Source organism: Klebsiella sp. 28 (assembly GCF_018223905.1).
GTDB lineage: Bacteria > Pseudomonadota > Gammaproteobacteria > Enterobacterales > Enterobacteriaceae > Klebsiella > Klebsiella pneumoniae.
In genome coordinates, this window is the sequence record NZ_JAGRQY010000160.1 from 1 (window position 1) to 7,815 (window position 7,815).

11 protein-coding genes are annotated in these 7,815 nt (G+C 56.4%); 5 read left to right on the top strand and 6 right to left on the bottom strand.

From position 1 onward, the window contains the following. The coding region (locus tag KHQ28_RS23265) for a diguanylate phosphodiesterase (RefSeq protein WP_211777694.1) at nucleotides 1-841 on the bottom strand (841 nt) is incomplete at its 3' end. Nucleotides 842-1,170: 329 nt separating this feature from the next. Between KHQ28_RS23265 and ycgZ the strand changes: the two genes are divergently transcribed. The 3 genes from ycgZ to KHQ28_RS23280 all read left to right on the top strand — a co-directional run bounded on the left by ycgZ (nucleotide 1,171) and on the right by KHQ28_RS23280 (nucleotide 2,167). Continuing rightward, the gene (gene ycgZ, locus KHQ28_RS23270) at nucleotides 1,171-1,416 is read left to right on the top strand and encodes a regulatory protein YcgZ (protein ID WP_004151693.1); all 246 of its coding nucleotides are present in this window, start codon (nucleotides 1,171-1,173) and stop codon (nucleotides 1,414-1,416) included. A gap of 127 nt (nucleotides 1,417-1,543) precedes the next feature. Further along, entirely contained in the window at nucleotides 1,544-1,849 is a 306-nt protein-coding gene (locus KHQ28_RS23275) for a hypothetical protein (protein ID WP_004147654.1), read from the top strand. Between the two features lie 51 nt (nucleotides 1,850-1,900). After that, a complete protein-coding gene (locus tag KHQ28_RS23280) occupies nucleotides 1,901-2,167 on the top strand; it encodes a biofilm development regulator YmgB/AriR family protein (RefSeq protein ID WP_002895168.1) in 267 nt (88 codons plus the stop codon). Between the two features lie 110 nt (nucleotides 2,168-2,277). On the opposite strand, the gene pgl is transcribed toward KHQ28_RS23280, so the two are convergent. After that, nucleotides 2,278-3,273 carry a 6-phosphogluconolactonase gene (pgl, locus tag KHQ28_RS23285; RefSeq protein ID WP_032419175.1) on the bottom strand — a complete coding sequence of 332 codons (996 nt, stop codon included), beginning with the start codon at nucleotides 3,271-3,273 and terminating at the stop codon, nucleotides 2,278-2,280. Nucleotides 3,274-3,501: 228 nt separating this feature from the next. Between pgl and KHQ28_RS23290 the strand changes: the two genes are divergently transcribed. Then, the gene (locus tag KHQ28_RS23290) at nucleotides 3,502-4,320 is read left to right on the top strand and encodes a pyridoxal phosphatase (RefSeq protein ID WP_002895164.1); all 819 of its coding nucleotides are present in this window, start codon (nucleotides 3,502-3,504) and stop codon (nucleotides 4,318-4,320) included. On the opposite strand, the gene modC is transcribed toward KHQ28_RS23290, so the two are convergent. From modC to KHQ28_RS23310, 4 genes are all read right to left on the bottom strand, one after another. Then, nucleotides 4,321-5,379 carry a molybdenum ABC transporter ATP-binding protein ModC gene (gene modC, locus KHQ28_RS23295; protein WP_004179075.1) on the bottom strand — a complete coding sequence of 353 codons (1,059 nt, stop codon included), beginning with the start codon at nucleotides 5,377-5,379 and terminating at the stop codon, nucleotides 4,321-4,323. 2 nt (nucleotides 5,380-5,381) lie between these two features. Beyond that, nucleotides 5,382-5,987, bottom strand: coding sequence for a molybdate ABC transporter permease (locus KHQ28_RS23300; protein WP_211777695.1), 606 nt, complete (start codon nucleotides 5,985-5,987; stop codon nucleotides 5,382-5,384). Continuing rightward, nucleotides 5,987-6,760, bottom strand: a complete 774-nt coding sequence (gene modA / locus KHQ28_RS23305) for a molybdate ABC transporter substrate-binding protein (protein ID WP_004176834.1) — start codon at nucleotides 6,758-6,760, stop codon at nucleotides 5,987-5,989. The genes KHQ28_RS23300 and modA overlap by 1 nt, the downstream gene beginning before the upstream one ends. Nucleotides 6,761-6,902: 142 nt before the next feature. Beyond that, nucleotides 6,903-7,052 (bottom strand): AcrZ family multidrug efflux pump-associated protein, encoded by a 150-nt coding sequence (locus KHQ28_RS23310; protein WP_002895156.1) that lies wholly within the window; start codon nucleotides 7,050-7,052, stop codon nucleotides 6,903-6,905. A 152-nt stretch (nucleotides 7,053-7,204) separates the two neighbouring features. Between KHQ28_RS23310 and modE the strand changes: the two genes are divergently transcribed. Next, nucleotides 7,205-7,815 (top strand): molybdenum-dependent transcriptional regulator (modE, locus tag KHQ28_RS23315; RefSeq protein WP_211777696.1); only part of this gene is annotated, 611 nt, incomplete at its 3' end.

A 7,815-nucleotide genomic window follows, 5' to 3' on the forward strand; every position in this document is an offset into this window, starting at 1 on the left:
CTTCCCGCTCAGTGAACTCGACAATAATCTGCTCCGGAATAAGGTCATTGCGACTAATTTCGTCGAGCAGGAAAGCCACCGCATTCGGCGCTTTGACCATGGTCATCGGCAGTAAATTAATGCTTAACGCCTTATTACGTAAACCTAATTTTCCCGCCAGCGACAACGCCACCCGTTTACTGTGCAGGTCAGCGAGATAAATATCGTCCCCGGTCAGCCCGGCAAAATAGGCGCCGGGGGATTGCCCGTCCGGTGTACGCAACAGCGCTTCCCACGAAATAATTTCGCAGGCGAAAGGGTCGACAATCGGCTGGAAGGCAAAGGAACAACCTTCCGTATTATCGATAATCGGGGTATCAGGATAGAACGTCTCCTTATCAGGAATAAAAACCCAACTATCTGCGGAAGGAATCTCAAAATAGTTCGCTTTTTCTGTGGCTTCGACAAAAGTACGGAAAAATTGCAGCGCCCGGTCATCATAGGTGAGCTGATATTTTGACGTCCCCCGGTCCATCACCGCCTGCAGAACTTCCTCGCGATCGTGTTCGCGTAAATCAAACAGTTCCATCCCGACCTTACCAAAACGACGGGACGGCGCATAATCGCAAAGCAACTCCACCAGATTATAGTGGCGAGGATCCTGGCAGATATGCTGATAAATATCCTGAACCTTTTCTTCAGGCCCCTCAATGAGTTGAAAAAAATGCGTCCCGTTAAAAAGTAAAATACCGGTGACGTCCGCCTGCCCATTTCTTTCGTTTGCCCTGGCGACCATGGCCTCGATCGATTTGAATGAGACATTGTCGCAGATATGGCTGCGATAAATGATGGTGGTTAGCATAGTGATTCCAGATGGGAGGGATAAGCATTCACAGTAGCAGTTATCAGGCTAAGGGTCTCGTAAAACTACGTTTTGTCTTAACAAAAAAGATACACTAAAAATCCCTTCTTTGTGCAAGGTTTTCCCTTTTTTTCTTTCCTTGTACAACATGCAACGCTAAACCCCACCTTTACAAGCCAGAACCGCGCCAGGCAAAAAAAATTAAACAATTAAAAATCATATAGTTAAACTAAAATGAATCATTATTGTGCAACTTTGTGTGTACAGGTTAATAATTATTGTATAAGTTTAATGGCAGTTAACAGATGAATGAAATGAAAGGAGCACATATGCAGCAGAATGGTTACATTCCAGATACAGCGAACGCAATTGCCCAGTATTTCAACAAAGCATCTTTGCCTTCCCAGCAGGAAACCCTGGGTCAGATCGTGATGGATATTCTTAACGAAGGGCGTCATCTCAACCGCAAAGCGCTATGCACCAAACTGTTGAGCCGCCTGGACCGCGCTCGCGCGCCGGAGGAAGAGAGCCACTATCAGACCTTAATTGGTCTGCTGTTTGCTGGCCAGGAATAACGTCATCGATCGTCGCCTGTTGCAGCGCCGCAGTAGCAGATGAGGGGCGATCGCTTCCACAAACCTGCTGCTGACCTGAATGCCCGTTCGCCTATTCAGGAAAAGGGTGGCATGCATAGAGACGGTTATGAATAACAGTGAAACTGAGGAAATAACCGATGAAATCATCGGCGAGGCGGTTCTAGCGCTTCTGAAAACGAATCGCCCGATTACCACCCCGACCCTGCTGGTTCGACTTCGGTTAATGCAGGCGACAGAACCAGATCGCCAGCGTAGAAAGATCATCGCTGCCGTGATCGAAGAAATTTGCGCGAAGCTTATCCGTCAGCGGAAGTACGCGCCTTTACAGGTAAAGAAAATCAATGGCCGTTGGGAAACCAGAGGTTCGCTGGCGCCAGACAGCATGCCGTCGGAAGCTAAAAAGATCCACTGATTATCCCAACCATGGTGAATTAAACAGAGTGAGAATGTGATGAGACAGACTATGCATCAGCAACCAGATATTTACGCAAGACTGCAGGACACCGCGCTCTCCGACTATTTCCGTAACGCCGGTGATAAACTGGTTGATGAGTCCGCCGTCATGTCGCTCGCCATCAACAGTATTCTCCAGTCCGAGGGTCACCTGAACAATAAGGCCATTATTTTATGGCTGATTCAGGCGCTGGAAACCACCGATGACGTGGTGACCGCGGACGTGATCCGAAAAACGCTGGAGATTGTCGTTGGCTACACCATGGACGATATCTAACGTCGTCACGCTTCTGGCCCGCCAGGACAACGCCTTCTCCGCAGAGCCTGTCCGCTCTGAGCAAAAAAAACCTCGCTAAGGCGAGGTTTTTTCTTTTACCTGATGGCGGTTCAGTGGGCGTTGACCACCACCCACATCGGCCCCTGCCCAACCGCATAGCGGCCTTTCTCCTGCAGCAGTCCCTGCTCACCGACAATATCGTACACCGCGATATGGTGCGACTTCTGCCCGGCGGCAATGAGATATTTACCGCTGTGATCGAGGTTAAAGCCGCGCGGCTGGGTCTCGGTAGGCTGATAGCCTTCCACCGCCAGCCCGCTACCATCTTCCGAAACGCTGAACACCGTGATGATGCTGGCGGTACGATCGCAGGCGTAAAGATGACGGCCATCCGGGGTGATATGAATATCCGCCGCCCAGCGCACGCCGCTAAAATCAGGCGGCATCATATCCAGGGTCTGTACACATTCGATGTTGCCCTTAGGATCTTTCAGCTCCCAGACGTCAATCGAGCTGTTTAGCTCATTGACGCAGTAACCATACTGCTGGTTGGGATGGAATACCATGTGACGCGGACCGGCGCCCTCGACGGTCGTCACTTCCGCGGGCTCCTGTGCCGAAAGGAAACCATCGTCGCTGAGGGTAAACAGGCAAATGCGATCCTGCTTCAGCGCCGGCACCCACAGGGTGCGATTATCCGGGGAGATATTGGCCGAGTGGCAGCCTTCCAGCCCTTCCACCACGGTGATGGTTTCGCCCGGCAGGCCATCGTGCAGCGGGGTCACGCTGACACAGCCCTGATTGTAGGAGGCGCTGAAGACAAAGCGGCCATGACGATCGGTAGAGATATGGGTCGGGCTGCCCGGCAGCGCAGCTTCGCCCGCAAAGGTTAACGCCCCGTTATCCGGCGTGATGCGATAGGCCAGCACGCGAAACTCCGGACGAACGCCAACGTACAGAAATTCCTTGTTGGGGCTGACCACCATCGGCTGGACCTGCCCTGGGGCATCAACCACCTGCACCAGCGTCAGTTTGCCGTCCGCTTCAAGACTCCAGACATGGATTTGTTGGCTTTCCGGGCTGGCGGTATAAACGGTTTGTTTCATGACTACTCCTTCCCTCACTGCACGTGGAATTTTCATTTTCAGGATAACAGCACCCTGAAAATTATAAGACATCCGCCCATGATACTCGCATCGTCCGCCGAATTTCCGCCGGACGGCGGCACAAAGGGCATACAGACATTCACGGCAGATGTGGAAAAATTGGTCCTGACGCCACGGCGGTGTACCATCATGGCCAGGTCACTTTTCAACATCAACCGGAAATAACACATGACAACACGCGTGATTGCCCTGGATTTAGACGGCACCCTGCTTACCAGCAAAAAAACCATTCTGCCCGCTTCGCTGGAGGCGCTGGCCCGCGCCAGAGAGGCAGGCTATCAGGTCATCGTCGTCACCGGACGTCATCACGTCGCTATCCATCCTTTTTATCAGGCACTGGCTCTCGATACACCTGCAATTTGTTGTAATGGCACCTATTTGTATGATTATCACGCAAAAAAGGTTTTGGCCGCCGATCCTATGCCGGTAGAGCAAGCGGTAAGCCTCACTGCCATGCTCGCCAAACAGCAGATCCACGGCCTGGCATATGTGGACGACGCGATGCTTTATGAACACCCCACCGGGCATGTGATCCGCACCCGCAACTGGGCGCAGGCGTTACCGGAAGATCAGCGTCCGGTTTTCGCTCAGGTCGATTCGCTGGCGCAGGCGGTTCGCGAAGTTAACGCGGTATGGAAATTCGCTCTCACCGATGACGACATTCCCCGCCTGCAGCGGTTTGCGCAGCAGGTTGGCGAGACGCTGGGCCTCGAGTGCGAATGGTCGTGGCACGATCAGGTGGATATCGCGCGCGCCGGCAACAGCAAAGGCAAACGCCTGGCGCAATGGGTGGCCGACCAGGGGCTGTCGATGCAGGATGTGGTGGCCTTCGGCGATAACTACAACGATCTTAGCATGCTGGAAGCGGCGGGCACCGGGGTGGCGATGGGCAACGCGGTGGACGAGGTGAAAGCCCGCGCCAACATAGTCATCGGCGACAATGAGTCCACCAGCATCGCCGAGTTTATCTACCGCCAACTGCTGTAATCAGGCGGCGATCGACACGCTTTTGATCTGGGCAAACACCTGCTGACCTGGCGCTATCGCCAGGTCGTCCCGCGCCCATGGGCTAATCCTGGCCCATAGCAGACGGTCACTCACTCTGAGCTGCACTTCAATCTGTCCGTTGACCTCCAGACACTGAGCCACCTCGGCGCGCAAGATATTGCGGATGCTGGTCCCGGACGGCTGGGCCAGTGTCAGCGAAACGTCCGACGCCTGAATGCGGATCCGTGCGGTGTCGCCTGCGGGACGTTCGAGCCGGTTGACCCACAGCAACTGGTCCCCCAGCGCCAGGGCCGTCATCGCATACTGCGGGTGCTGCGCGGCGACGGTGGCGCTAAGGATAGTACTCTGCTGCTCCGCCGGCAGCCAGGGGTGCATCACGCTGCTGCTCCAGACCTCCTCCAGCGGACCGAAAGCTTTCACCTTACCGGCCTCCAGCACCAGCACACGATCGGCCAGATGCTGGATCTCATCCAGCGAGTGGCTGACGTAAAGCATCGGAATATGGATCTCCTGCGCCAGCCGCTGCAGGTAGGGCAATAGCTCGCGTTTGCGCGGAATGTCCAGCGAGGCCAGCGGCTCATCCAGCAGCAGCAGCTCCGGCGCGGTCAGCAGGGCGCGGCCGATAGCCACTCGCTGCTTTTCGCCGCCGGATAACCGGCCCGGCAGACGATCCAGCAAGGGCGCAATCCCCAGCAGATCCACCAGCTTATCGAACTGGCTGACCATGGATTTCGCCATCCCATACTGCAGATTGCCGCGCACTTTATAATGGGGAAACAGGCGCGCATCCTGAAAGACATAGCCGATACGGCGCTGCTCCGGCGCCAGGCAGATACGCTGCGCGGTGTCGTTCAGCACCCGGCCATTGAGCACGATCCGCCCCGCCTGGGGTCGGGTCAGGCCGCTGATGGCGTTAATCAACGAGGTTTTGCCCGCGCCGGAGACGCCAAAGACGGCGGTGATCCCGCTGGCGGGCAGAGTTTCACGGATCTGCAGGCAGTGGCTACCGAGGGTCTGGGTAAAGTCCAGCTCCAGCATCATTATCCTCCCATGCGCTGGCGGCTCACGCGGGCCAGCCATTCCGAAATCAGCAGCGAAACCAGCGCCAGACCGATGGCGATGAGGCAGAGGCGGGCCGCCGCCCCCTCCCCGCCCGGGGTTTGAATCAAGGTGTACATCGCCGAAGGGAGAGTGCGCGTTTCACCGGGAATATTGGAAACGAACGTGATGGTCGCGCCNNCCCGCCAGCGGCTGGCCCCGAGGGTTCTCGCCGCTTGCTCCAGTTTGACGTCCACCCCTTCCAGCGCCAGGCGAATGGCGCGCACCATCAGCGGGAAAGACATCACCGCCGCCGCCAGCACCGCCCCGCGCCAGCTAAAAGCAAAGCTGATGCCGAACCAGTCATACAGCCAGCTGCCAATAAACCCTCGCCGCCCCATGGCCACCAGCAGCAGGTACCCCACCACCACCGGAGGCAGCACCAGCGGCAGATGGAGAATACTGTCGAGCAGGGCCTTGCCGGGAAAGGTGCGCCGGACCAGCAGCCAGGAAAAAAAGATGCCAAAGGGCAGGCTCAAGGCCACCGCCAGGGAGGAGACTTTCAGGCTCAGCAGCACCGCCTGCCATTCGGGTTCGCTCAGAAACATCAGCGGGTGGTAAATCCGTAACGTTTAAAGATAGCGGACGCTTCCGGCCCTTTCAGGTAGTCATAGAAGGCGCTCACGGCCGCATTGCGGTGCCCATCGACAATCGCCAGCGGGTACTCGACTTTCTGATGCGAGGCTTCCGGGAAGGTGCCGACCACTTTCACCCCCTTGCTGGCCACGGCATCGGAGCCATAGACAATCCCCAGCGGCGCTTCGTTGCGCTCCACCAGCGCCAGCGCACCGCGCACGTCTTCAGCCGGGGCGAGCTTCGGCGACAACGTCTCCCAGGCACCGAGTTTCTGCAGTGCCTCTTTGGCATAGATACCGGCCGGGACATGCTGTGGATCGCCCACCGCCAGACGGCCTCCTTTCAGCAGGCTGGTCCAGTCGGTTTTCTCATCAATGGTTATCGCCCCCTGCGCACTGGCTTTCGGCGCGACCACCACCAGGCTGTTGCCAAGCAGAGTGGCGCGGGTTGCCGGATCGATGGCCTTTTTATCTGCCGCGTAATCCATCCATTTCTGATCGGCGGAGATAAACAGGTCCGCTGGCGCACCCGCTTCTATCTGCCGCGCCAGCGTCGACGACGAGGCAAACGACGACACGACCTCGACGTTTTTTTCTTTCTTGTACGCCTGGGCAATATCCTGCATCGCGTTGGTTAACGATGCGGCGGCGAAAACGGTCACTTTACCCTCTGCCGCCAGCGCCTGACCCGCGACGCACAGCGTGAGTGATACCCCGACAACCCCGCGTAACCAAGAACCTGCCATCTTACTCTCCTGTCAATGCGTTATGTAGTCGATAATATAACGATATGCGAAGCGTTTTTATAGTGATACAGGACAATAAAACGAAGGGAAATGATACAGGAGGGAAATAGCACAGCGCCCGGTTAAACCGGGCGCCGGGAAATCAGTGATTTTGCTGGCTGCGATCTTTGTGGCCTACGCCGGAGAAGAGGTTGAACACTTCGCCAAGACCGTAAATAAGTCCCAGGATGACCGCCATCACCACCGGTACCATGATGACCGCAAAAACCAGACTTTTCAAAAGTTCTAACATGGTTCACTCCAGATAGTATGATTTCCTGATTGTAACGATTTCAGCCGAAAAAACACGTCCCATTTGTGCGGTGGGTAATGACCAACCGCGCAGAGAGGTTTTGCAAGTGGGCGACTATCGGTCACAATACCCTTTTTTGTCAGGAAACGATTATGCAGGCCGAAATTCTTCTCACCCTTAAGCTACAGCAGCGCCTGTTTGCCGATCCGCGGCGGATCGCCCTGCTCAAACAGATTGACCAGACCGGTTCGATAAGCCAGGGGGCGAAGCATGCGGGTATCAGCTATAAGAGCGCTTGGGATGCCATCAATGAGATGAACCAGCTCAGCGAACAACCGCTGGTGGATCGCGCCACCGGCGGAAAGGGCGGCGGCGGCGCGGTGCTGACCCGCTACGGGCAGCGTCTGATCCAGCTGTACGATCTGCTGGCGCAGATCCAGCAGAAAGCGTTTGATGTACTCAGCGATGACGATGCCCTGCCGCTGGATAGCCTGCTGGCGGCCATCTCGCGCTTTTCCCTGCAGACCAGCGCCCGCAACCAGTGGTTCGGCACCATTACCGGCCGCGATCGCCAGCAGGTGCAGCAGCACGTGGAAGTACTGTTGGCTGACGGAAAAACCCGCCTGAACGTCGCCATCACCGCGCAAAGCGCTGAGAAGCTGGGACTCGATGAGGGCCAGGAGGTGCTGGTCCTGCTCAAAGCGCCATGGGTCGGCATCACCCTCGATCCCGCAGCAGCCCGCCAGGCCGATAACCAGCTGTC